The sequence below is a fragment of the Maribacter zhoushanensis genome (genome assembly GCF_029350975.1).
Taxonomy (GTDB): Bacteria; Bacteroidota; Bacteroidia; order Flavobacteriales; family Flavobacteriaceae; genus Maribacter; species Maribacter zhoushanensis.
On the sequence record NZ_JARKMR010000002.1, the window covers coordinates 600762 to 623622 of the forward strand.

Consider the following 22861-nt stretch of genomic DNA (forward strand, 5'->3'; position numbering starts at 1 on the left):
CGTCAATCTTTCTTTTCTAAGGTGTCGATTCTACTTATTATTCTTGGTAAATTCTTAAAATGAACATATGATTTATTGTAATCACCATAATTTAATGCGGGCGAACCTTGCAGTACTTCATTATCCTTTACATTTCTGCCTATACCCGATTGTGCTTGTATTTTAACGTTATCGCCAATTACTATATGACCAACAATACCAACTTGACCACCGATCATGCAATGCTTACCGATCTTAGTTGAACCAGCAATTCCGGTTTGAGCGGCAATTACTGTATGCTCTCCAATTTCAACATTATGCGCAATTTGTATTTGATTGTCTAGCTTTACTCCCTTTCTCAAGATGGTAGAACCTAAAGTTGCTCTATCTATAGTAGTACCCGCACCAATATCAACATTGTCTTCTAAAATAACGTTACCGGTCTGTGGAACTTTGGCAAATTCTCCATTTTCATTTGGCGCAAAACCAAAACCGTCAGCACCAAGCACTGAGCCGCTATTTACCACACAATTATTACCGATTACAGTTTCTGAATACACCTTGGCACCTGCAAAAATAGTAACGTTATTACCAATTGTTACGTTATCGCCTAAATATACATTAGGATAAATTTTTACGTTATCCCCTAAAGAAACATTGTTGCCCAAATATGCAAAAGCACCAATATAAACATCAGTACCATACGTAGCAGATTCTGATTTAAATACTGGTTCTTCTATGCCTACCTTATTGTTCTTTACTTGATTATAATATTCTAATAATTTTGAAAACGACTTATAAGCATCTTCTACCTTTATTAAAGTAGTATCTAAATCTTGTTCTGGAACAAAACTCTTGTTTACTATAGTAACTGATGCTTTTGTCTTGTAAATGAATGAAGTATACTTAGGATTAGCTAAAAAAGTAAGGGAACCTTCTTCGCCTTCCTCGATTTTAGCAAGTTTATGTACGGCTATTTCTGGATTTCCATGCACTTCTCCTTCTAAGATACCTGCAATCTGACCTGCTGTAAATTTCATGAGCGTAAAAGTAAGAAAAATTGTTAAACCCCTTCTTTAGGATAACACATATAATATTTGGTTACCGTTTTTGAAAGCGCATTTAAATTAAGGTGGTCAGATAATTTGGCAACATCGGTAATCTTTCCATTTTTCCTTAAAATGTTGATAGTCTGATGTTGCCTATCGTAAGCTTTATTTTTAAGCTCGCCCTTAAAGACAAAATACGATGCATCTTCATCTGTAAGATTATACTGGTTTTTTACTCCGTTTAAGTGCATTAAAAACTTGCTATCGCTAATAGGTTCTTTTTTTACTTTGATATGAAGTAGTTTTCTATTGATAATCATCTCGCATAAAGAAGCCAGAACAAAATCGTTAGAAAATTGCCATTCTTTTAAAGCTGCCAGAATATCAATATCATCAAGTTTGGCAAATCTTGCCAAGGTCTCATTATCAAAATTATTAATGTCTATATGGTGTGTCAGAAAAAAATGTAAAGCCTCACTAGAATTTAAAGTTTCACCTTTTTCAATCAAGAAACGAGCCCGCTTTAAAATACTAATCAGCAAACGCTCTGCTACAACTGCAGTCTTATGAAGATAAACTTGCCAATACATAAAACGGCGTGCCATTAGAAACTTCTCTACCGAATAAATGCCTTTTTCTTCAATTACTAAATTACCGTCAACTACATTCAGCATAGTAATTAATCGCTCTGCGTTTGTATTGCCCTCAGCAACACCTGTATAGAAACTATCTCTTTTTAAATAGTCTAACCTATCCATATCTAACTGACTAGATACCAATTGATTTAAGAATTTTTTTGAATGATTACCGGTAAATATGGAAATGGCTTCCGTTAAACTTCCGTTAAAACGACCATTAAGTTCTTCCATAAATTGAAGAGAAATAAACTCATGACTTACACCTTCTACAATACTATGCTCCATAGCATGAGAAAAAGGACCGTGACCAATATCATGCAAAAGTATAGCACATAATAACCCTTCTTCTTCTGTTTCGGTTATCTCAACACCTTTAAAACGAAGCACTTGAATAGATTTCTGCATTAAATACATACAACCTAAAGCATGATGAAATCTTGTATGATGTGCACCTGGATATACTAAATAAGATAAGCCCATTTGTGAGATTCTACGAAGCCTTTGAAAGTAAGGATCTGCAATGAGGTCAAAAATGAGCGCATTGGGAATTCGGATAAATCCGTAAATTGGGTCATTAAAAATTTTCAATTTGTTTGATGTCTTCAAGATAACGTCGTCTTTTCTGGAATTAACATTTCAAAGTTATACAAAAGCATTAGCATAGAATTTGATTATTGTCAAATAATAATTCAATGAACAAAATAAAAATATTGTGGGTAGATGATGAAATTGATCTACTCAAGCCACATATCATCTTTTTAGAATCTAAGAACTATAGTGTAATCACCTGCCAAAGTGGACAAGAAGCTTTAGAAGAGTTAGCGGAAACAAGGGTTGATATCGTTTTTTTAGACGAGAACATGCCCGGTATATCTGGACTTGAAACACTTTCAGAAATAAAAATTATAGATAATTCTTTACCTGTAGTTATGATTACCAAAAGTGAAGAAGAATCTATAATGGAAGAAGCCATTGGTTCTAAAATCGCAGATTACCTTATAAAACCAGTAAATCCTAACCAGATTTTACTTTCCTTAAAAAAGAATTTAGACCACTCAAGATTAGTTTCAGAAAAAACTACTAGTAACTATCAGCAAGAATTCAGAAAAATTGCAATGGATCTCTCTATGGTAAACACTTACCAAGAATGGGCAGAATTATATAAGAAGCTTATTTATTGGGAATTGCAGTTAGAAGAAATTGAGGACAGCGGTATGTTTGAAATATTGGAATCTCAAAAGACAGAAGCAAATCAACAATTCGGAAAATTTGTGGAACGTAATTATGAAGATTGGTTTACGGATATAGATGCACCGGTAATGTCTCATACCTTATTTAAAGAATGGATAGCTCCAGAAATTAAAGACCAAAAAACACTATTAATAGTAGTTGACAATTTACGTTACGATCAATGGTACGCTTTTGAAGATACGGTGAACACATTCTACAAAAAGAAAAAGGAAGATTCTTATTATAGTATTCTACCAACGGCTACACAATATGCACGTAATGCCATATTTTCTGGATTAACACCGCTTGCCATGGAAAAGAAATATCCAGAATGGTGGAAAAATGATACAGACGAAGGCGGTAAAAACTTATTTGAAGATAAATTTTTAGGCTCCCAATTAAAGAGATTGGGGTTACATTTAAAGTGGGAATACCATAAGATTAGCAGCTTAAAACAAGGTAAACACCTTAGTCAAAATTTTAAAGGACAAAAGTATAACGACTTAACGGTAATTGTCTACAATTTCGTAGATATGCTTTCACACTCAAAAACAGAAATGGAAGTAATTAAAGAGTTGGCATCTAATGACAAGTCTTACCGGTCACTGACTACCAGTTGGTTCAAGAACTCACCAATGTTAGAAATCATTCAACAAGCACAAACTTTGGGAATGAAGTTAATTATTACAACAGACCACGGAACCATAAACGTAAAATCACCCTCTAAGGTTGTTGGAGATAGAGATACAAGCTTAAACTTGCGCTACAAAACCGGTAGAAGTCTAACGTATGAAAAGAATGATGTTTTAGCCGCAAAAGACCCAAAATCAATTCACTTGCCAAGCATTAACATGAGTAGCTCTTATATTTTCGCTAAAAATGACTTGTTTTTTGCATACCCTAATAATTACAATCACTATGTAAGTTATTATCGGAATACTTACCAACATGGCGGTGTTTCTTTAGAGGAAATGATAATTCCTTTTGTAGTTTTGGAACCTAAATAATTTATGAAAGATGGAGTTCATTTATCAAGAAAGTGAATTAAGAAATGTTGCAAAGCAAATCATTGAACACACCAGCAGTAAGTCCCTAGCTTTTTATGCTCCTATGGGTGCAGGAAAAACTACGTTAATTAAGACATTGATAAAGGAATTAGGTAGTACGGATAATGTTAGCAGCCCTACTTTCGGACTCGTCAACGAATATGCTTTAGAATCGGGGGAATTACTGGGCTATCATTTCGATTTTTATCGATTAGAAGACGAAGAAGAAGCTATGGACATGGGGCTTGACGATTACTTAGATTCTGGTGTTTGGGTTTTTATGGAATGGCCGGAAAAAATTCCCAGTCTGCTACCTAAGGAAGTTCAAAATATTACTATTGAGATCTTAGATGAAACTACTAGAAAGCTAATTCTCTCACAATAATAACCTTCCGTAAAAAACAATTACCTGGTAATGTTAGCGAAACATCATTCTGAATAAATATTTATTGCATTTTTTCGATGAAAAACCAAAAATTCGACAAAATGCACAAAAAATCGGTTTAAGTACATAATTTTAACGACAAAAGGGAATTTAGTTGTATATTTTTTCTTACGTTTGTAGGACAAACTAAATATTTAGTATAACCAAAAATCCCTTGAAAATGAAAAACAAAAAAACATTACTAGCTTCAATCGCTTTAGGCGTATTTTTATTAGCAATGACTGCACCGATTATTGACATTGATAATCAACAAGTTGGAATAGATAAAAGAAAATTAAAGGAAAAAATTTAATTTAGATTTTTTCCTTTTGAAAAAGGACGTATTCAAATACGTCCTTTTTTATACTTTTTCCTTAATCACGTCGTTAAAAGTCTATAGATAATTATTAATGGCGCGCAAGATTAAAAATAAGGAAGCTCAAAGAAAAATTCTTATGGAATCCATAATGGTTTTCTTTATAGCTATATCTCCCTTTTTATATAAGCTTTACGAATATATTCCCGAGGCTAACAATAGCTCTTTAACCATACTAGGTATGACTATAGAAAGCCATGGATTTGCAGATGTTTCTACTTTCATATGGTTTATGATGGGCAAAATAGTCCCATTATATTTATTGATTTTTTGGTTCCTTACTGTAAAAAATTGGTGGTATCATATCATTCTTATACCAATCGCTATGTATGCTTTTCAAATTTTTGAAGTGCTATACAACTACGATAACGACATTGATACAGAAAATCTGCTTTGGCTGCTACCTATCTGTATCATAATTATTCCGTTTGTTTACTTTTTGAGAATTAAATTGTATGACAAATATGTTTTAGGAATTGATTTAGAAGCAATGGATGCTGAGTTGAAAGAACTAAAAGAAAAAGATTTAAATACCTCAAAAAAAAAAGTTAAAGACAACTTAGATACTGAAGGTAATTTTAATATGCCTACCATTTCAGAGGATATTGAAACTAAACTTTCAACAGGGAACCTAGAAAAGATTTTCAAACATATACAAGATCGTATACAAAGCTTGTTTCATATGAAATCTAAGTCTTCATCATAAATAAGTACAATTCATTGATTTCTTTAAAAATTGTACATTTGAGTTTCAAGTCAATGATTTGAGCAACTCATTAATAAGTTATGAATCAACCCACCTCCCCTTTTAGTAAGCAACAATTAATTCCGCAAGAGGAAACCCTAGAAGTTTTACGTCAAAAAGGAGAATTATTTATTGGTATTCCAAAAGAAAATCAATACCAAGAAAAAAGGATTTGCCTTACCCCTGATGCCGTCAATGCCATAACAGCAAACGGACATAGAGTTTTAATAGAATCTGGAGCAGGTGAAGGCGCCCATTACTCAGATGCAGATTACGTAACTGCAGGCGGGGAAATAACAAGAGATACCAAGAAGGTTTTTGCCTGTCCGTTAATTCTAAAAGTAGAACCACCTACGCTAACAGAAATAGAATATATAAATCCGCAAACAACAATTATATCTGCGCTTCAAATAAAAACACAATACAAGGAGTATTTTGAAGAATTGGCAAAAAAACGGATTACCGCCATTGCCTTTGAATACATTCGTGATGAGGAAGGGAAATATCCTGCAGTACGATCGCTTAGTGAAATTGCCGGCATATCATCTGTTTTAATTGCCGCAGAATTAATGGCAGCTAATAATAATGGTAACGGACTAATGTTTGGAAACATCAGTGGTGTACCACCTGTAGAGGTTGTTATTATTGGCGCAGGTACAGTAGGTGAATTTGCAGCACGTTCCGCAATTGGTATTGGAGCAAACGTAAAAGTATTTGACAATTCTATAACCAAACTTAGAAATATACAGACCAACTTAAAACAAACGGTCTATACTTCTACCATTCAACCAAAAAATCTATTAAAAGCTTTAAAACGATGTGATGTCGCAATTGGTGCAACTCGTGGTAAAGACAGATCTCCAGTTGTTGTAACCAGTACTATGGTGGAACACATGAAAAAAGGCGCTGTCATAATTGACGTAAGTATTGACACAGGCGGATGTTTTGAAACCAGTGAAATAACCGACCACAATAAACCCACTAGAAAGAAATTTGATGTCATTCATTATGGTGTACCTAACATACCATCAAGATACCCAAAGACAGCATCAGTAAGTATTAGCAATATTTTTACTCCGTACTTATTGAAAATAGGTGAAGATGGTGGTTTAGAAAATTCACTTAGATTTGATAAAGGTCTACGTAACGGACTTTATATGTATCATGGCATTTTAACCAATAAGTCTGTTGGCGAATGGTTTGATTTACAATACAGCGATATTAATTTTTTAATTTTCTAGAATAGGCATAGCAATACTTTTTCTATCCATAATAAAAGGCATAATTTCGCAGTCTTAATGATTGGTAAAGTATGAATGCGGATTTTATAAAAAGGTTAGGTTTTTTCTTGGTAGGATTATCTATTGGTATTGTATTTCTAACTTTTTTCTTAAAGAAAAAATCTCAAGAAACGGGAGTGTATTTTTGTTATCTACCAGACTGCAGAACATTAAAAGACATTCGCTCAAAATCTATGTACTATAGTGACGAAGCAAAACAAAAGCTTCAAGAGTTTGAATTAGATTCTATAGCCGTTACGTATATCTTAACCGAAGGTGATGTTGATTTTAGCAAAAGTGATACAAAATCCGTTCCCTGTAAAACATACATTATAGAGTCTGACTACAAGGAACGAGATTATACTTTTACTGTTAGAAATTGCAGAGAAAAAGCTACCATTCAAAAAGTTGAAAGAGAATAAATTCTAATTACATTTTTCTGCGTTTTCTTTCTTTCTTCAATAAGGACAATTCTCTACTTGTTTGCCCGGCAACAGATGTATTTTCATCAGCCCTTCTAATTAGATAAGGCATAACATCACGTACAGGTCCAAATGGCAGATATTTAGCCACATTATATCCATTAGCAGCCAAGTTATAAGATATATGATCACTCATACCGTACAACTGTCCAAACCAAATATGGGTATTATTCTTTGCAATCCCCCTATCCTCCATCAATTGCATTAATCGATAACAACTTTCTTCATTGTGTGTACCAGAAAATATTGAAAGTGTATCTAAATGATCGATCATATATGCAACAGTAGCATTAAAATTATCATCAGTTTCTTGCTTTGTTTTACAAATTGGAGAAGTATAGCCTTTTTCTTTTGCTCTATCATTTTCCTTTTCCATGTAGGCACCGCGCACAACTTTCATACCCACTAAAAACCCATCCTTTACGGCACGCTCATGCAATGATTTTAAATACGGCAAACGATCCCATCTATATGTTTGCAGAGTGTTAAAAACAATACGCTTTTTTTTATTATACTTACGCATCATGTCTTCAGCCAAATTATCTGCGGCATCTTGCATCCAACTTTCTTCCCCGTCAATTAATAAAGAAACCTCTAAATCATGCGCTTTCTTACAAACCTTATCAAATCTATTAATTACACGCCGCCATTCTGCTTCTTCAGCTTTAGTAAGTGCTTTCTTTTCGCTAATTTTTTGATAAAGAGCAAAACGACCAAACCCCGTTGGTTTAAAAACAGCATACGGTATAGCTTCTTTCTCCTTTACAAAATCCAAAATCGTTAAAATGATTTCTGTAGCCGCATCAAAAGGGTCTTCCTCCTCCTTGCCTTCAACAGAATAATCAAGTACAGAACACACTCCTTTTTCCCACATACGATCTACAACAGGTAAACAGTCACGTTCGTTCACACCTCCACAGAAGTGATCAAAAACAGTAGCTCTTATTAAACTTTCAACTGGTAAATGCGCTTTAAATGCAAAATTGGTAATTACCGAACCCATTTTTACTAACGGCTCATTGGAAATCATTTTAAAAAGAAAGTAAGCTCTTTCTAATTCCGAATCAGTTTTCAAGGCAAATGCTGTTGCAGTATTTTCAAAAATTTGGTCCATTCTTTATAATTTCTATAACGATCAAATATAATCACAGATTTTATAATCTTAAGACTAAAAATAACCTTTATTTTGCGGTAGAATTGTAAACACAAAAAGCCATCTTTTCAATGGATTCTATAATTTCAGATTCTTACGCAGTACATTTTAAAGAAGAAGCCTTTAAAGCTTTAAATGCTCATTTAGCCGATAAAAAATATTCTATAGTTTTTATACTGGTTGATGAGAACACACACGAACTTTGTTTGCCAAATTTTATGGCAGAGATAAATGGTGAATATCAATTTGAAATTATTGAAATAGAATCGGGCGAGATCAATAAAAATATTGAAACTTGTGTTGGTGTATGGGAAGCTTTGTCTGAATTAGGAGCTGACCGTAAAAGCATTATGATCAACTTAGGAGGCGGAGTCCTAACAGATATGGGCGGTTTTATAGCTTCAACCTTTAAGAGAGGTATTGATTTCATTAATGTACCCACTACCCTACTATCTATGGTTGATGCTTCTGTTGGCGGCAAAACCGGCGTAGACCTTGGTGCTTTAAAAAATCAAATAGGTGTCATAAACCAACCTGTAATGGTACTAGTAGTTCCAGATTTTCTTGACACACTTGAAAAGAGACAAGTAATTAGCGGTTATGCCGAAATGCTAAAACACGGACTCATTCAAAATCACAGCTATTGGGAAGCATTGAAACAAGCTGAAAATTTAGAGGATATGAAAAATCATATTCTCACATCAATTCAAATAAAGAATGAAGTTGTATTGCAAGATCCTACGGAACAGAACATACGCAAAATTTTAAATTACGGTCATACACTTGGTCACGCCGTAGAATCTTACTTTTTAGAGAGTGAAACTAAAGAAATGCTATTGCACGGCGAAGCAATTGCAGTAGGCATGATTTTAGAAGGGTATCTATCTCATAAACTTCTTGGACTATCAAAACAATCTTTAGATGATATTAAATCTACTTTTTTAGATAAATATGATAAAGTTGAGTTTTCCAATAATGATATTGAAAGTATTTTAAAGTTGATGAAATACGATAAGAAAAATTCTCACGGAAAAGTAAACTTTGTACTCTTAAAAGCTATTGGAGAACCCGTAGTTGATGTTGAAATTCCTGTTGAATTATTCACTGAAGCATTCGCTTACTACAAAGTTTAAAAACTTCACCTACCAAAAACAGTACTTTCACAACTCTATAATATGAGATGTAAGTATAATGACTAGTTTAGTTATAGATAATTACAACTTACTATAAATAAAATAGTTATGACACGACGCCTTATAGATTACCGTAAATTAGACCACCAATTAGCTGCCCTTTTGATAGAAACATATCCTCATGGATATGGTGATGAAGACATCATATCATTTAAAAACATCAAAGGAGATTTTGTAGAAGCTGTTGAAATTAAAACCAACGACACTTTATACCTAGTTAAAATAAGTAAAAGCCTTTCTAACTTCATAGCAAACTTTGAAGAGAACATTGAAAAAGAGCTAGAATCAAAAACTCCGGAAGAAGTTATGAATTCAGAAGATATGACCAAAGCTCTTTATCTTAATTTTGAAACAGAAACCGAAGAGGAGCTCGATTAATTAAAATAACGCTCTTGCAGTATATTTTCGTGGTGTTTTTGATGTCCGCTAATTACTAAGCCCAATGCAGCAACTGACCATGGAATACCACTGGCAGTTCCTACACGTCTAAGGTTTTCATCTTGCATTGCATCAAACAAACTTATTGATGCATCACGAACATTCAGGTATTCAGCTAAAATATCTTCTTTAGTACGTTGATTAGCTTTGCTCTCTAACACAAAGATATTATGATCAAAACCCGGTAAAGGGGTTTTATCATTTCTAGAAATTCTAAATGCTCTATACTGAAACACACGTTCAGTATCAATTATATGGACCAAAACTTCAGCAACTGTCCATTTTCCCTCTCCGTAGCTTAACAGAAGTTGTTCATCGGTTAAACCATGTACTAAGTCTTCTATACTTTTTCGACCCTTTAATAAAGCAGATTTCAGTTCTTCTTGCTCATCAAGAGTTTTTAAATAAGTACTATAAAAAAATTGTAATTCGTCTTCTTGTAAATCTTTAACCCTCATTCTAAAAACTTAAATATTTTCAACTAAAAAAGCCCAATCATAAAATATAACCGGGCTTCTTTTAAGTTAGTTAATTAACTTTATTTATAACTCATTGAAGATAGTATGCATCAAACGTTTTTTATCGTTGAAGCTTTCTTCTAATGAAATCATTGTCTCTGTTCTGCTAATACCATCTATATCATCAATTTTAAAGATAATGTTTTTAGCATGTGTAGTATCTTTTGCTCTAATTTTACAGAAAATATTGAATTTACCTGTAGTTATATGTGCAATGGTTACGTTAGGTATTTGATTTAAACGTTCCAAAACAAATTTCGTTTGGTGAGTTTTTTCAAGAAAAATACCAACGTAAGCAATAAAAGCATAACCTAGCTTTACATAATCTAAAGTAAGCGAAGAACCTTTTATGATTCCTGCTTCTTCCATTTTCTTTACTCTTACATGTACCGTACCGGCAGATATAAGAAGTTTCTTTGCAATATCAGTAAAAGGAGTTCTGGTGTTGTCAATCAACATATCCAGAATTTGGTGGTCTATTTCGTCTAATTTGACTTTACCCATAGTTGTACAATTTTTGCCAAAAATAAAAAATAATCACATTAAATTCATTGAAACTTCATTTTTTTTAATGAAACCGTAAACAATTTCACTATTTCAAAGAAATTAAACAACAAAAATCACACAAGTAGATTCAACAAGTCATTACTTTTTAGCCATTCAATATCTTTTTCATCATTGCAATTCAAGGTTTTATGACCAAATATCTCGACTGGTTCTTTTTCGAACGTATGTAAACTTGGTACAAACTTAAGCTGAGCATCATTTAACACCTCTTTGTATTGTATAGCCACAATCTCGTCCTTTGTCAGTTTGTTCGCAGCAAAATCCGTATTAATAATTAAAATATCTACGTATTGTTTTCCATTTTCCGGTATAGCTTCATAGTCCGTTACCGTATATTCCTTAATTTGATTATACGTTATTGTTTGCAAAGCTTTTAACAATGCTTTAAAAATATACCCCCTAGTTATGTCTCTCTGATAATCATCTTTAAAATGACCTGCTTCAAATAATATAGTTGGTGTTTTCTTCATTTGAAATGCGTCACCAACACAATTGGTATTGAATGCATCATCATATCTTCCAATCTGTCCAGAAATTTCTTCTTGTAACTTACTATTCATAGCAGCTATCAGTTGCATACTAATTTCACGTGAAGGTGAATTGTTGCGTTCTACATCAAAGGCCGGTGCCAAAAAAGAAACCGTTGCCGGTTTATTAGTATTGCCAACATTAAATATAGTTCTTTGATCATGTAGATTAAAACAAAAATCAGGTTTGAAATCTTCATATACTCTTTTTAATACACGGCTTTCAGGTTGTGTTAGTTCTTGTGCATCTCTATTGAGGTCAATTCTATTTGCATTCACCCTGGTATACACACGAGCACCATCAGGATTAAGAATAGGAATTATTTTTATAGTACATGCCTGCAAAATTTCATTTACTTCTAAATTGTCATGTTTCAAATAATTCAATAAATCTATTACAGCCTTAGTGGTTGTAGATTCATTACCATGCATTTGAGACCACATTAAAATACGCTGAGATCCATTTCCAAACTCAATACTTTTAATAGACTCACTGCGTACAGATTTACCTTCTACCTTAATTTTAAAATCTTCGGGTAGCGCATTTAAAAATTCATTCAGGTGGTCGTAATTTATATATCTTCCAGAAATTTCTGAAACACATATTTTATTATAATTCAATTCCTTCATTATCAAACATCTTTTATAAAATACAAAAATACTACAGGCGTAGTTTACAATTGTAAACTTAGATTTATTTAATAACGTAATACTATTACGGCTCATTGTTTACAATTTTAACAAATCACAGTGTAAATAAATTAGAATACTATTATTCAGTATTTTACAATTAATAATTTAAAGTATATATTCAATATAAGTTTATAATAAATCAGCAATAAAAATAAGATTAACAATTCTGAATTAAAGAATAGATTAACTTTGTAAACATGCTTGACCCCACTTCTTTTCTTAAAAGATTAAAGACAATTTTAGCGCACAATGAACTTTCCTCTGCTGCGTTTGCAGATTTAATTGATGTACAACGATCTAGCATTTCTCACCTATTGAACGGAAGAAACAAACCTAGTTTAGAATTCATCATGAAGGTAAACGATGCTTTTCCCGAGGTTGATTTACAATGGCTATTATACGGTAAGGGAAGCTATCCTAAAACCGAAACCACCCCTACTACCCAACCCAAAAAAACTAAAATAGAAAGAGGAGAAAATAGTAAAGACAGAAGCTTGGAACGCATAATTATGTTTTACAGTGACGGAACTTTTAAAACATATACCGAGTTTTAAAACCAACATAACATAGCACTATTCTTCTCTTTTTATAACTACTTCTTTCCTATTTTCTTTATTTTGCAGCATGATGAAAAATATAATTTTTACCATGGCACTATGCCTAATTCTTGGGTCTTGTTATGAACCTGAACGTGATTGTGAAAAATACAAGACCGGCTCATTTAAGTTTACATATGAAGTTGGCGATATAACTAAAGAAGGAAGGTTTACAAGAACCGAAGATTACAGCGTAGACTATTATGAAAACAAAATAGATAGCTCCACAGTACGCTGGTTCAATGATTGCGAATTCGTTTTACAAGATATTAATAGCAAAGTAGCCATACATTATAAAATTATAAGCACAACAGATTCTTCATACACCTTTCAATATAAAAGCGCAGTAAAAGACCCCAATAAAAAATTAATAGTTAAAACCGGAACCGCAATTAAAACCAACTAACCATGTTCGAAATTTTCTCTAATCCAGATGCCTGGATTGCACTACTTACCTTAACTTTTCTTGAAATTGTTTTAGGAATTGACAATATCATTTTTATCTCAATAGCAGCAGGTAAATTAGAGCCAGCACAACGAAAAAAAGCAACCAATATAGGTTTGGTACTGGCAATGGTCATGCGTATAATCTTATTATTTGGCATAACCCTTCTCACTTCAATGAAAAAGCCATTTTGGGTATTTGATAGTGAATGGATTACCGGTGGAATAAGCGGACAAGGCATTATACTCTTTCTAGGCGGCTTATTCCTACTTTACAAGAGTACGAAGGAAATCCATGAAAAAGTTGAAGACAAAGGTCATGACGAACGCGAAGTGAAAAAAGCCAGGTCAACCTCATTGACTAATGCTATACTTCAAATAACGGTAATCAACATTGTATTTTCATTTGACTCTATACTAACCGCAATAGGCATGACCAACGGAATTTCTCCCAACCCTAACGATGCACTTGTATTGATGATAGTTGCAGTAGTAATCTCTGTTGTTATTATGATGTTATTCGCCAACCCTGTGGGTGAATTTGTTAACAGACATCCTTCTATACAAATACTAGGTTTATCTTTCTTAATATTAATTGGCTTTATGTTAATTGCAGAATCAGCACATTTATGCCATTTAGTAGTATTTGGCAATGAAGTTGGCACCATACCAAAGGGCTATTTATACTTTTCAATAGCATTCTCCTTAATGGTAGAGTTCTTTGATTTACGAATGAAAAAGAACAAGAAACCCATTACAGAAACAGAGGACTAACACTCTAATATAATTTCAATAAAAAAACCGATCAAGCAAATGCTCAATCGGTTTTTTTTATTTGTAAAACTGATTTAAGATAACCTGAAATCAATTTTATACGATTAGACTAATCTAATTAGGCCTATCAAAGGAAACACCCGGATTAGCCTCTTTTTGTTCTTTAAACAAGCGTTGTTGCTGTTTAACCGTCATGGTACTACCATCATGACTCCACCCTGGAGGTCCAAATATATACATCAATTTATGACTTAATTTCGGTGACTTCTTAGTATCCGCCCAAATATCCTTAAACTCGTGAGTAAGAATTACTATAGGGTTATTAGAGTTAGGAGCATGAATAACACCAAACTTTACATCAATGTCTTCATCATATTCTTTCCACGTACCAAAGATTTTATCAAAGAAATTTAAGAATCCGCCGTGGTTTTTATCCAGATACTCCACATTTTGTGCGTGGTGCACTTGGTGCATGGTATGGGTATTAAATATTTTCTCAATGAATCCCATTTTAGGAACATACTGCGAATGCAATTGAAATTGCCAGAAAGACTCAATAGCTAAACAAACAACCACCATTTCCACAGGAAAGCCAATTATTGGCATCCAAACATAGAAAAAAGGCTTATAAAGTAACGTAAACCAACCATTACGGATAGCAGTACCTAAATTAAAGTTATCTGATGAATGGTGAACAATATGAGCCGCCCATAAAATTCTAATCTCATGATTAGCCCTATGAAACCAATAGTAGGTAAAATCATCTGCCAATTGACAAAGCAACCACACATACCAAGCATAACCAAAAGACTCATAACCCATTATATTGGTTCTTACACCATCTACCATTGGGTTAAACAATTCGTAAGCATATTCAAAAAGAACTACTAATAAAATTACTTTAAGCAAAGGACCAATAATTGCTGATCCAATTCCCATAACACTACTTGCTGCAAAATCCTTCCAGTCATAAAGATCATCATCTCCATGAGTTTTGCTGTAGGTTAATTCTAATAAAATAAAGGCAATAAAAGCTGGTGCGCCATACACCAGGGGGTTAGTGAAATCCATTAAATAATTTATTTTTTGTAAAGGTAGTTATAAAAGCAATTATTCTTAGAATTTGTCTAATCTTAACATTCTATCTAGCGATAAGACTTCTCAATAATTAAACAGATTATTTAGTTTTTATTTTTAAGTATAGCATTTTGTTCTTGCAAAAGTTTTTCCATACTAGAAAGTAAAGCGATGTTTTTAGGAGTTTCCACCTCTTTGTTTTCAGGGTCTTCAGACTTCTCTTTAAACCTATTTATAAATTTTACCATAACAAATATGGTAAACGCTATAATTCCAAAATCTATTAATGACTCAATAAGCTCTCCATAACCAATTGCAACTTCTTCTACCGATTCTGAAGCTTCACGAAGAACCCATTTTTTATTCGACAGATTTACATCATCGGTCAATAATGAAAGTGGCGGCATTATTATTGCTGAAACAATTGTACTTACCACCTTATTAAAAGCTGTACCTATAATGATACCTACAGCCAAATCTATCATATTGCCTTTTATGGCAAAATTCTTGAACTCTTGGAAAAATTTTTTCATAATTAAGGTTAATCAAATAAAGTAAGCTCATCAGCAGAAGCACCATCTTCACCTTTAGACTTTTCGGTTTCCTCACCAGATGCAACAGACTCTTCATCTACGACTTCCATATTTTCTACCTCTTCAGGAACTTCTGGCTCGTAAGGCAAAGGGTCTAGAAGATTTATATTTTTAACCTTTTCTGTAATGAATTGATTACCTAAAGCTTTAATTCCTTTAATCGATATAAATCCTTCAACATCAACTGATTCATTTTCTTTTGCTTCCTTGCCTCTAGGTTTAGGAAATTCAATTTCAACCATTGGCTTCCAATCTGTAGAAACAAGTTCCAAATATGATTTTGGATGCTCAGAGATAAATAATTCTTCTTTATTTTCGTTTTCTATTAAAAACCTTTTAATATAAAACCGTTCTTTTTCACCTTCCCAGTAAATAGCCGAAATAGGCTTTTCAGGTATCCATTTCTCTAACACTATCATGTCATCATCAAAATGAGAAGTCAGTACCGGCAAAAATGTTTTAGCTACCCCTTTTTGATTGATCACTAAAATTAAGTCATCACCTTTAAACTCGCCAAGCAACTCTCCTCTACCATCTACGTTCAATCTACGAACAACATCATCAAACCAAATTTTTCTAGGCTTAAGTGTAGACACTCCTTTTTCTTTTAACTCAATTCTTTTAACAGAGTACTTGGTGACAATATTACCTTTAGAAGCCCTACCCTTAATTAGCACATCTGAAAAGTCAATATCCCATTTTAACTTCTTAATACTACCCACCTGACGAAGTAAAACCGTTATAACTTCAGCCTCCCCATTAGGGTTAGCAGAGAAATATAATACTTGAGAGCCAGCCTTACCTGTTGTTAAATCATATTCTCTATCTCTAGTGATACTAGTTACATTAAAACGTTTAATGTACGTAGGACCTCCTTTTCCGTCCTTATAAACAAGGTTATACGTTGTACGTTTATCTTTCTTCTTAAATACCGCAACATGAATAATTCCCTTGCCAACAAATATCTTAGAATCTACCTTTGACACCATCATCTTACCAGAACTGGTTATCATGATAATATCATCAATATCACTACAGTCGGTCACATATTCATCTTTCTTTAAAGAAGTACCAACAAATCCTTCTTCCCTATTTACATAAAGCTTTGTATTTCTGATAGCAACCTTAGTTGCCTCTATGTCATCAAAAACACGAATTTCAGTTAATCGACCTCTATCTTTACCGTAAGTTTCCTTTAGGTTCTTGAAGTAGTTAATAGCAAATTCAATAAGATTAGCCAAATGATGTTTTACCTCTGCAATACGCTCTTGCAAACTCTCTAGATGCTGCTGAGCTTTATCTAAATCGAATTTTGATATTCTTTTAATACGTATTTCCGTAAGTCTGGTAATATCTTCTACCGTTACGGCACGTTTCAAATGTTTTGTAAAAGGAGCCAAACCTTTATCTATAGCAGCAATAACACCTTCCCAAGTTTCCTCCTCTTCAATATCACGATAAATACGGTTTTCAATAAAAATACGCTCTAAAGAAGCAAAATGCCACTGCTCTTCAAGTTCTTTTAGCTGAATTTCTAGCTCTTGTTTCAATAAATCGACCGTAGAATCCGTAGATCTTCTAAGCATTTCGGTAACACCTATAAACAAAGGCTTGTTGTCTTCAATTATACAGCCAAGAGGAGAAATAGATGATTCACAAGACGTAAAAGCGTACAAAGCATCAATGGTTCTATCTGGCGAAATACCGGATGGAAGATGTATCAATATCTCAACATCCGCTGCTGTATTATCTTCAATTTTTTTGATTTTAATCTTGCCCTTATCATTCGCTTTTAGAATAGAATCAATTAAACTACCAGTATTAGTGCCATAAGGTATCTCATTGATTACTAGAGTATTCTTATCTAATTGAGATATCTTTGCACGAACTCTAATTTTACCACCTCTGAGTCCGTCATTATAATTGGTAACATCTATAATACCAGCAGTTGGGAAATCTGGATATATTTTGAATCGCTGTCCTTTTAAATGCTTTATGGAAGCATCAATAAGCTCTACAAAGTTATGGGCAAGTACTTTTGTAGATAAACCAACGGCAATACCTTCAGCACCTTGAGCTAGCAATAAAGGAAACTTAACAGGCAGATTAACGGGCTCTTTCTTTCTTCCGTCATAAGAAGATTGCCACTCCGTAATTTTAGGACTAAAAATAACTTCTAACGCAAACTTAGAAAGCCTAGCCTCAATATATCTTGAAGCAGCAGCCCTATCACCTGTTAGAATGTTACCCCAGTTCCCTTGAGTATCTATCAACAGGTCTTTTTGTCCAATTTGCACCATTGCATCCGCTATACTAGCATCACCATGAGGGTGATATTGCATGGTATGACCAACTACATTAGCCACTTTATTGTAACGACCATCATCTAGCTCCTTTAGAGAATGCATAATACGGCGTTGCACAGGTTTAAACCCATCTTCTATTGCAGGTACCGCTCGCTCTAAAATTACATAAGATGCATAATCCAAGAACCAATCTTTATACATGCCAGAAACTCTGGTCAGTGCTTCAGAGGAATCTGAATGCTCATTATTCTCTTCAGAAAGGTTTTCGTTTATTTCTTCGTTCAAATCGTCATTTTCTCCCATTCAGAAGCAATCGTATTAATCTAGTTTATACTACTTTATCTTCAATTAAATCTACTTCAACTTTAAGGTTGTTGATAATAAATTTTTGTCTATCCGGTGTGTTTTTACCCATGTAAAAACTCAACAGTTCCTCAATGGACATAGCCTTGTCAAGCATAATAGGCTCTAACCTAATATCATCACCTATGAAGTGTCTAAACTCATCTGGTGATATTTCTCCCAATCCTTTAAATCGAGTAATTTCAGGTTTACCGCTTAATTTGTTTATTGCCATTTGGCGCTCTTCATCACTATAACAATAAATAGTTTCTTTTTTATTTCTAACCCTAAATAATGGAGTCTGCAGAATGTATAAATGATTCTCTTTAATCAGCTCAGGAAAAAACTGCAAAAAGAATGTAATCAATAGCAAACGAATATGCATACCATCTACATCTGCATCGGTTGCAATTATGATATTGTTGTATCGCAAATCTTCAATAGACTCCTCTATATTCAATGCGGCCTGCAACAAATTGAATTCTTCATTTTCATACACAATCTTCTTAGACATACCGTAAGAGTTCAACGGCTTACCCTTAAGACTAAATACCGCCTGTGTATTTACATCTCTAGACTTTGTTATAGATCCAGATGCTGAGTCTCCCTCAGTAATAAACAAAGAAGTCTCTAATCTTCTATCTTTCTTTATATCACCTAAGTGAATTCTACAATCACGAAGCTTTTTATTGTGCAAACTCGCTTTTTTCGCTCTATCACGAGCTAATTTTCGAATACCGGAAAGCTCCTTACGCTCCTTCTCAGCCATCATAATCTTGCGCTGAAGTTTTTCAGCTGTATCGGCATTTTTATGAAGGTAGTTATCTAAATATTTACCAACGAAATCGTTAATATAGGTTCTTACCGTTGGGAATTTACCTCCCATTTCAGTAGATCCTAATTTTGTTTTGGTCTGACTTTCAAAAACAGGCTCCATTACTTTAATGGAGATTGCGGAGATTATAGATTTCCTAATATCTGAAGCATCATAAGATTTACCATAAAAATCACGAATAGTTTTCACTATAGCCTCTCTAAAAGCAGCTTGGTGCGTTCCACCATGTGTTGTATGCTGACCGTTTACAAAAGAATGATATTCTTCACTATACTGTGTTCTACTATGTGTAATGGCAACTTCAATATCATCGCCTTTTAAATGAATAACAGGATAAAGCATATCCTCAACATTGTTATTATCCTCTAGAAGATCCTTAAGTCCGTTTTCAGAATGAAATTTTTCACCATTGAAAACAATGGTCAATCCCGGATTTAGGTAAACATAGTTTTTAAGCATGCGCTCTACATACTCATTTCTATATTTGTAATTTTTGAAAATAGAATCATCTGGAATAAAAGTAACCTTAGTACCTTTTCTTTTACCAGTTTCCTCAGGACCAATTTCTTTCTCTAAGTTACCAGAACTGAACTGAGCGGTTTTTAGTTGATTATCTCTTGAAGATTGTACTTCAAAAAAACTAGACAATGCATTTACGGCTTTGGTACCTACACCATTTAAACCCACAGATTTTTTAAAGGCTCGGCTATCGTACTTACCACCTGTGTTCATTTTAGAAACAACATCTACTACTTTGCCCAAAGGTATACCACGACCATAATCCCTAACCTTGACCACTTTATCCTTAATAGATATTTCAATGGTTTTACCGGCACCCATAACAAACTCATCAATACAGTTATCGATAACCTCTTTCAATAAAATGTAGATACCATCATCTGCTGACGAACCATCTCCTAATTTACCGATATACATACCAGGTCGTAATCGGATATGTTCTTTCCAATCAAGCGAGCGTATGTTATCTTCAGTATATTGAGTTGTGTCTTGAGACATTTAAGAAAGTTTAAGAAAGTTGCGTTAAAGATAGCACCACTCAGCAAAAAATAAAACACCTATCTGTTAAAGTAATTAACAATAAATTGAAGCTTATTGTTGATAGCCATTACCATAATCACCGTAACCTAAAAATCAATAAAGCTAAAATCTATTATAAACGAGTTACAAATTACTGACAAAAGTCATTGTCGAAAAATTGTACTTTTTATACCTTTAAAGTAGATTTTTAATAACTATGGAATTTATTGATTACTACAAAATTCTTGAAATTGACAAGAAGGCGTCACAAGCCGATATTAAAAAGGCATATAGAAAATTAGCACGTAAGCTTCATCCAGATTTAAATCCGAATGACAAAACTGCACAAGAAAAATTTCAACGTATTAATGAAGCGAATGAGGTTTTAAGTGACCCCGAAAAAAGAAAAAAATACGATCAATACGGCAAGGACTGGGAACATGCCGATGCTTTTGAAGAAGCAAAAAGAAACCAGCGCAGCTCCTCTAGCGGAAATAGAAGAAGCAATTCTAGCGCTAGCGGATCAAATGAAGATTTTTCAGATTTCTTTGAATCAATGTTTGGTGGTGCCGGCGGAGGATTTAGCAGTGGCGGCAGACAAAGATCTAGTCAGTTTAAGGGTCAAGATTTAAATGCAACGTTAAAATTAAACCTGTTAGACATTCTTGAAGACCAAAAGCAAACTTTAGACCTAGGCTCTAAAAAAATTAGAATAACCATACCGGCAGGTGTTGAAGATGGGCAAACCATTAAAATCTCTGGATATGGAGGCGAAGGTGTAAATGGCGGACCTAAAGGAGACCTCTACCTAACCTTTGAGATTAATAACAACACCAACTTTAAAAGAGTAAAGAACGATTTGTATAAAAATGAACCTATCTCTTTATACGATGCAATTTTAGGCAGCTCAATTGAAGTAGAAACATTGACGGGCAAAGTAAAACTAAAAGTGAAGCCTGAAACTCAAAATGACACTAAAGTAAAGCTAAAAGGAAAAGGTATGCCAGTTTACAAGAAAAAAGGGGCACACGGAGATTTATATATCACCTACAAGGTTATCACACCAACCAAGCTTTCAGAAAAAGAAAAAGAATTATTTAAACAACTTTCAGAATTACGATAATATGAATTCAGAAGATTACATACAAATTGAGGTATACTGCCAACAAACTCGAACTCCAATGAAATTTATAGACGACCTTCTTGAGTTTGAAATGATTGAAGTACAGCAAATTGAAAATAAAATGTACGTAGATCCACAATATATAGTGGAGATTGAACGAATATATAGATTACGGGAAGACCTTGGCATTAACATGGAAGGCATAGACACCTTAAACCATATGATAAAAAAAGTCAACCGATTAGAGCAAGAATTAAAACAGCTACGTGACCGGTTGACTATATACGAACATTAAACGTTAAAACGGAAATGCATTACATCGCCATCTTTAACGATGTATTCTTTACCTTCTACTCTCATTTTACCGGCTTCTTTGACTTTTGCTTCACTACCAAAAGCAACATAGTCATCATAAGCAATAACTTCAGCACGAATAAATCCTTTCTCAAAATCGGTATGTATAACTCCCGCAGCTTGCGGAGCAGTTGCCCCTACAGGAATTGTCCAAGCACGAACTTCTTTAACACCAGCAGTAAAGTAAGTTTCTAAATCGAGTAATTTATAAGCTCCACGAATTAGTTTAGCAGAACCTGGTTCCTCTAAGCCTAAATCTTCCAAAAACATTTGGCGCTCATCATAAGTCTCTAGTTCTGTAATATCAGCCTCAGTACCTACCGCCAAAAAGATAACCTCTGCATTTTCAGCTGCAACCGCTTCTTTTACTTTTTCAACATAGGCGTTACCAGAAACAGCACCATCCTCATCAACATTACAAACATACATCACCGGTTTGTCTGTAATAAACTGAAGTGGCTTCACAAATTCTAACCTAGACTCTTCCTCTATTTCAATAGCCCTAACAGAAGTACCTGCCTCTAACCCGTTTTTCACGGCCAACAGTACAGCTTCCTCCTTTTGAGCATCTTTATTACCAGTTCTGGCAGCTCTTTTTACTTTTTCCAATTTCTTTTCTACAGTCTCCAAATCTTTCAACTGAAGCTCCATATCTATAGTTTCCTTATCCCTAATTGGATCTACGTTACCATCAACATGAACTATATTATCATTATCAAAACAACGCAACACATGCAAAATAGCATCTGTTTCACGAATATTTCCTAAAAACTGATTTCCTAAACCTTCACCCTTACTGGCTCCTTTTACAAGACCGGCAATATCAACAATCTCTACAGTTGCAGGCAATACTCTTTCAGGGTCTACCAGTTCTTCTAACTTTTTCAATCTTGCATCCGGTACATTAACCACGCCAATGTTAGGCTCAATAGTACAGAACGGAAAGTTTGCGCTTTGCGCTTTAGCATTAGACAAACAATTAAAAAGTGTTGATTTACCTACGTTTGGCAATCCTACAATACCTGCTTTCATAATTAATCA

The 22861-nt window shown here is 33.8% G+C and carries 24 protein-coding genes; 13 read left to right on the forward strand and 11 right to left on the reverse strand.

What is annotated here, in order from left to right; translation table 11 throughout:
* Positions 1-2: 2 nt before the first annotated feature.
* Together lpxD and PXD56_RS09385 are read right to left on the reverse strand one after the other, a co-directional pair.
* Positions 3-1019 (reverse strand): UDP-3-O-(3-hydroxymyristoyl)glucosamine N-acyltransferase, encoded by a 1017-nt coding sequence (lpxD, locus tag PXD56_RS09380; RefSeq protein WP_276493075.1) that lies wholly within the window; start codon positions 1017-1019, stop codon positions 3-5.
* A 23-nt stretch (positions 1020-1042) separates the two neighbouring features.
* A complete protein-coding gene (locus PXD56_RS09385; protein WP_276493076.1) occupies positions 1043-2272 on the reverse strand; it encodes an HD domain-containing protein in 1230 nt (409 codons plus the stop codon).
* An 86-nt stretch (positions 2273-2358) separates the two neighbouring features.
* On the opposite strand from PXD56_RS09385, the gene porX reads away from it, so the two are divergent.
* The 6 genes from porX to PXD56_RS09415 all read left to right on the forward strand — a co-directional run bounded on the left by porX (position 2359) and on the right by PXD56_RS09415 (position 7189).
* The gene (gene porX / locus PXD56_RS09390; RefSeq protein ID WP_276493077.1) at positions 2359-3903 is read left to right on the forward strand and encodes a T9SS response regulator signal transducer PorX; all 1545 of its coding nucleotides are present in this window, start codon (positions 2359-2361) and stop codon (positions 3901-3903) included.
* A gap of 10 nt (positions 3904-3913) precedes the next feature.
* Positions 3914-4327: a tRNA (adenosine(37)-N6)-threonylcarbamoyltransferase complex ATPase subunit type 1 TsaE gene (gene tsaE, locus PXD56_RS09395; RefSeq protein ID WP_276493078.1), complete on the forward strand. Its 414-nt coding sequence runs from the start codon at positions 3914-3916 to the stop codon at positions 4325-4327.
* A 220-nt stretch (positions 4328-4547) separates the two neighbouring features.
* Positions 4548-4679, forward strand: coding sequence for a hypothetical protein (locus PXD56_RS09400; RefSeq protein ID WP_276493079.1), 132 nt, complete (start codon positions 4548-4550; stop codon positions 4677-4679).
* Between the two features lie 142 nt (positions 4680-4821).
* Positions 4822-5448: a hypothetical protein gene (locus PXD56_RS09405; RefSeq protein WP_276493080.1), complete on the forward strand. Its 627-nt coding sequence runs from the start codon at positions 4822-4824 to the stop codon at positions 5446-5448.
* Between the two features lie 80 nt (positions 5449-5528).
* Positions 5529-6728, forward strand: coding sequence for an alanine dehydrogenase (locus PXD56_RS09410; protein WP_276493081.1), 1200 nt, complete (start codon positions 5529-5531; stop codon positions 6726-6728).
* Positions 6729-6799: 71 nt separating this feature from the next.
* Positions 6800-7189 carry a DUF4258 domain-containing protein gene (locus PXD56_RS09415; RefSeq protein WP_276493082.1) on the forward strand — a complete coding sequence of 130 codons (390 nt, stop codon included), beginning with the start codon at positions 6800-6802 and terminating at the stop codon, positions 7187-7189.
* A gap of 7 nt (positions 7190-7196) precedes the next feature.
* Here the strand turns inward: PXD56_RS09415 and PXD56_RS09420 are convergent, their stop codons facing one another.
* The gene (locus tag PXD56_RS09420; RefSeq protein ID WP_276493083.1) at positions 7197-8363 is read right to left on the reverse strand and encodes a proline dehydrogenase family protein; all 1167 of its coding nucleotides are present in this window, start codon (positions 8361-8363) and stop codon (positions 7197-7199) included.
* Positions 8364-8473: 110 nt separating this feature from the next.
* Here PXD56_RS09420 and aroB point away from each other — a divergent pair, with 110 nt between their 5' ends.
* Both aroB and PXD56_RS09430 read left to right on the forward strand, forming a co-directional pair.
* Complete coding sequence (gene aroB / locus PXD56_RS09425) at positions 8474-9535, forward strand: 3-dehydroquinate synthase (RefSeq protein WP_276493084.1); 1062 nt, start codon at positions 8474-8476, stop codon at positions 9533-9535.
* 108 nt (positions 9536-9643) lie between these two features.
* On the forward strand, positions 9644-9973 hold the full coding sequence (locus tag PXD56_RS09430; protein ID WP_276493085.1) for a hypothetical protein: 330 nt from the start codon (positions 9644-9646) through the stop codon (positions 9971-9973).
* Here PXD56_RS09430 and PXD56_RS09435 read toward each other — a convergent pair.
* The 3 genes from PXD56_RS09435 to PXD56_RS09445 all read right to left on the reverse strand — a co-directional run bounded on the left by PXD56_RS09435 (position 9970) and on the right by PXD56_RS09445 (position 12275).
* Positions 9970-10491, reverse strand: coding sequence for a DinB family protein (locus PXD56_RS09435; RefSeq protein ID WP_276493086.1), 522 nt, complete (start codon positions 10489-10491; stop codon positions 9970-9972). The two genes, PXD56_RS09430 and PXD56_RS09435, sit on opposite strands and share 4 nt — an antisense overlap.
* 84 nt (positions 10492-10575) lie before the next feature.
* Positions 10576-11055, reverse strand: coding sequence for an Lrp/AsnC family transcriptional regulator (locus tag PXD56_RS09440; protein WP_027066901.1), 480 nt, complete (start codon positions 11053-11055; stop codon positions 10576-10578).
* Positions 11056-11171: 116 nt separating this feature from the next.
* Positions 11172-12275: a M14 family metallopeptidase gene (locus PXD56_RS09445; RefSeq protein WP_276493087.1), complete on the reverse strand. Its 1104-nt coding sequence runs from the start codon at positions 12273-12275 to the stop codon at positions 11172-11174.
* Between the two features lie 260 nt (positions 12276-12535).
* Here PXD56_RS09445 and PXD56_RS09450 point away from each other — a divergent pair, with 260 nt between their 5' ends.
* The 3 genes from PXD56_RS09450 (at position 12536) to PXD56_RS09460 (ending at position 14152) form a co-directional block, all read left to right on the forward strand.
* Positions 12536-12892, forward strand: coding sequence for a helix-turn-helix transcriptional regulator (locus PXD56_RS09450; protein ID WP_276493088.1), 357 nt, complete (start codon positions 12536-12538; stop codon positions 12890-12892).
* 70 nt (positions 12893-12962) lie between these two features.
* Entirely contained in the window at positions 12963-13340 is a 378-nt protein-coding gene (locus PXD56_RS09455) for a hypothetical protein (RefSeq protein ID WP_276493089.1), read from the forward strand.
* A gap of 2 nt (positions 13341-13342) precedes the next feature.
* Complete coding sequence (locus PXD56_RS09460; RefSeq protein WP_276493090.1) at positions 13343-14152, forward strand: TerC family protein; 810 nt, start codon at positions 13343-13345, stop codon at positions 14150-14152.
* Positions 14153-14266: 114 nt separating this feature from the next.
* On the opposite strand, the gene PXD56_RS09465 is transcribed toward PXD56_RS09460, so the two are convergent.
* The 4 genes from PXD56_RS09465 to PXD56_RS09480 all read right to left on the reverse strand — a co-directional run bounded on the left by PXD56_RS09465 (position 14267) and on the right by PXD56_RS09480 (position 20322).
* Complete coding sequence (locus PXD56_RS09465) at positions 14267-15223, reverse strand: sterol desaturase family protein (RefSeq protein ID WP_276493091.1); 957 nt, start codon at positions 15221-15223, stop codon at positions 14267-14269.
* Positions 15224-15333: 110 nt separating this feature from the next.
* Positions 15334-15762, reverse strand: coding sequence for a large-conductance mechanosensitive channel protein MscL (mscL, locus tag PXD56_RS09470; RefSeq protein WP_276493092.1), 429 nt, complete (start codon positions 15760-15762; stop codon positions 15334-15336).
* Positions 15763-15770: 8 nt separating this feature from the next.
* Entirely contained in the window at positions 15771-18431 is a 2661-nt protein-coding gene (locus PXD56_RS09475; RefSeq protein ID WP_276493093.1) for a DNA gyrase/topoisomerase IV subunit A, read from the reverse strand.
* A 25-nt stretch (positions 18432-18456) separates the two neighbouring features.
* The gene (locus PXD56_RS09480; RefSeq protein ID WP_276493094.1) at positions 18457-20322 is read right to left on the reverse strand and encodes a DNA topoisomerase IV subunit B; all 1866 of its coding nucleotides are present in this window, start codon (positions 20320-20322) and stop codon (positions 18457-18459) included.
* A gap of 238 nt (positions 20323-20560) precedes the next feature.
* Between PXD56_RS09480 and PXD56_RS09485 the strand changes: the two genes are divergently transcribed.
* Positions 20561-21466: a J domain-containing protein gene (locus PXD56_RS09485; RefSeq protein ID WP_276493095.1), complete on the forward strand. Its 906-nt coding sequence runs from the start codon at positions 20561-20563 to the stop codon at positions 21464-21466.
* A gap of 1 nt (position 21467) precedes the next feature.
* Positions 21468-21761 carry a chaperone modulator CbpM gene (locus PXD56_RS09490; protein WP_276493096.1) on the forward strand — a complete coding sequence of 98 codons (294 nt, stop codon included), beginning with the start codon at positions 21468-21470 and terminating at the stop codon, positions 21759-21761.
* Here PXD56_RS09490 and ychF read toward each other — a convergent pair.
* Positions 21758-22852 (reverse strand): redox-regulated ATPase YchF, encoded by a 1095-nt coding sequence (ychF, locus tag PXD56_RS09495; RefSeq protein ID WP_276493097.1) that lies wholly within the window; start codon positions 22850-22852, stop codon positions 21758-21760. The genes PXD56_RS09490 and ychF overlap by 4 nt on opposite strands.
* Positions 22853-22861 lie beyond the last annotated feature (9 nt).

Excerpts from the sequence above, each read along its gene's own strand:
- lpxD (WP_276493075.1), bottom strand. The coding sequence starts at position 1,019 with ATGAAATTTACAGCAGGTCAGATTGCAGGTATCTTAGAAGGAGAAGTG.
- porX (WP_276493077.1), top strand. The coding sequence starts at position 2,359 with ATGAACAAAATAAAAATATTGTGGGTAGATGATGAAATTGATCTACTC.
- tsaE (WP_276493078.1), top strand. The coding sequence starts at position 3,914 with ATGGAGTTCATTTATCAAGAAAGTGAATTAAGAAATGTTGCAAAGCAA.
- PXD56_RS09400 (WP_276493079.1), top strand. The coding sequence starts at position 4,548 with ATGAAAAACAAAAAAACATTACTAGCTTCAATCGCTTTAGGCGTATTT.
- PXD56_RS09405 (WP_276493080.1), top strand. The coding sequence starts at position 4,822 with ATGGAATCCATAATGGTTTTCTTTATAGCTATATCTCCCTTTTTATAT.
- PXD56_RS09410 (WP_276493081.1), top strand. The coding sequence starts at position 5,529 with ATGAATCAACCCACCTCCCCTTTTAGTAAGCAACAATTAATTCCGCAA.
- PXD56_RS09415 (WP_276493082.1), top strand. The coding sequence starts at position 6,800 with ATGAATGCGGATTTTATAAAAAGGTTAGGTTTTTTCTTGGTAGGATTA.
- PXD56_RS09420 (WP_276493083.1), bottom strand. The coding sequence starts at position 8,363 with ATGGACCAAATTTTTGAAAATACTGCAACAGCATTTGCCTTGAAAACT.
- aroB (WP_276493084.1), top strand. The coding sequence starts at position 8,474 with ATGGATTCTATAATTTCAGATTCTTACGCAGTACATTTTAAAGAAGAA.
- PXD56_RS09430 (WP_276493085.1), top strand. The coding sequence starts at position 9,644 with ATGACACGACGCCTTATAGATTACCGTAAATTAGACCACCAATTAGCT.
- PXD56_RS09435 (WP_276493086.1), bottom strand. The coding sequence starts at position 10,491 with ATGAGGGTTAAAGATTTACAAGAAGACGAATTACAATTTTTTTATAGT.
- PXD56_RS09440 (WP_027066901.1), bottom strand. The coding sequence starts at position 11,055 with ATGGGTAAAGTCAAATTAGACGAAATAGACCACCAAATTCTGGATATG.
- PXD56_RS09445 (WP_276493087.1), bottom strand. The coding sequence starts at position 12,275 with ATGAAGGAATTGAATTATAATAAAATATGTGTTTCAGAAATTTCTGGA.
- PXD56_RS09450 (WP_276493088.1), top strand. The coding sequence starts at position 12,536 with ATGCTTGACCCCACTTCTTTTCTTAAAAGATTAAAGACAATTTTAGCG.
- PXD56_RS09455 (WP_276493089.1), top strand. The coding sequence starts at position 12,963 with ATGATGAAAAATATAATTTTTACCATGGCACTATGCCTAATTCTTGGG.
- PXD56_RS09460 (WP_276493090.1), top strand. The coding sequence starts at position 13,343 with ATGTTCGAAATTTTCTCTAATCCAGATGCCTGGATTGCACTACTTACC.
- PXD56_RS09465 (WP_276493091.1), bottom strand. The coding sequence starts at position 15,223 with ATGGATTTCACTAACCCCCTGGTGTATGGCGCACCAGCTTTTATTGCC.
- mscL (WP_276493092.1), bottom strand. The coding sequence starts at position 15,762 with ATGAAAAAATTTTTCCAAGAGTTCAAGAATTTTGCCATAAAAGGCAAT.
- PXD56_RS09475 (WP_276493093.1), bottom strand. The coding sequence starts at position 18,431 with ATGGGAGAAAATGACGATTTGAACGAAGAAATAAACGAAAACCTTTCT.
- PXD56_RS09480 (WP_276493094.1), bottom strand. The coding sequence starts at position 20,322 with ATGTCTCAAGACACAACTCAATATACTGAAGATAACATACGCTCGCTT.
- PXD56_RS09485 (WP_276493095.1), top strand. The coding sequence starts at position 20,561 with ATGGAATTTATTGATTACTACAAAATTCTTGAAATTGACAAGAAGGCG.
- PXD56_RS09490 (WP_276493096.1), top strand. The coding sequence starts at position 21,468 with ATGAATTCAGAAGATTACATACAAATTGAGGTATACTGCCAACAAACT.
- ychF (WP_276493097.1), bottom strand. The coding sequence starts at position 22,852 with ATGAAAGCAGGTATTGTAGGATTGCCAAACGTAGGTAAATCAACACTT.